The organism is Rhizobium sp. SVR5-2C (assembly GCF_056755115.1).
In genome coordinates this window covers 1-246 of the sequence record NZ_JBNDHT010000513.1, presented here as the reverse complement: position 1 = coordinate 246, position 246 = coordinate 1, and the positions used below count along the sequence as shown (strand labels likewise).

1 protein-coding gene is annotated in these 246 nt (G+C 61.8%); it reads left to right on the top strand.

Annotated elements, in window-relative coordinates; all coding sequences use genetic code 11:
- On the top strand, positions 1-246 hold a 246-nt coding region (locus tag ACPYOI_RS36720), incomplete at both ends, for a glycoside hydrolase family 3 N-terminal domain-containing protein (RefSeq protein ID WP_481424263.1).

Genomic DNA, 246 nt, shown 5'->3' with positions numbered 1-246 from the left:
ACATGAGCCCGCAGCGGCTGTTCAACGACTACATGCCACCGTACAAAGCGGGGCTGGATGCCGGCAGCGGCGCGGTGATGGTGGCGCTGAACTCCCTCAACGGCACGCCGGCGACCTCCGATTCGTGGCTGCTGAAAGACGTTCTGCGTGACCAGTGGGGCTTTAAGGGCATCACCGTCTCTGACCACGGCGCCATTAAAGAGCTCATTAAGCACGGTACCGCCTCCGATCCGGAAGATGCGGTAC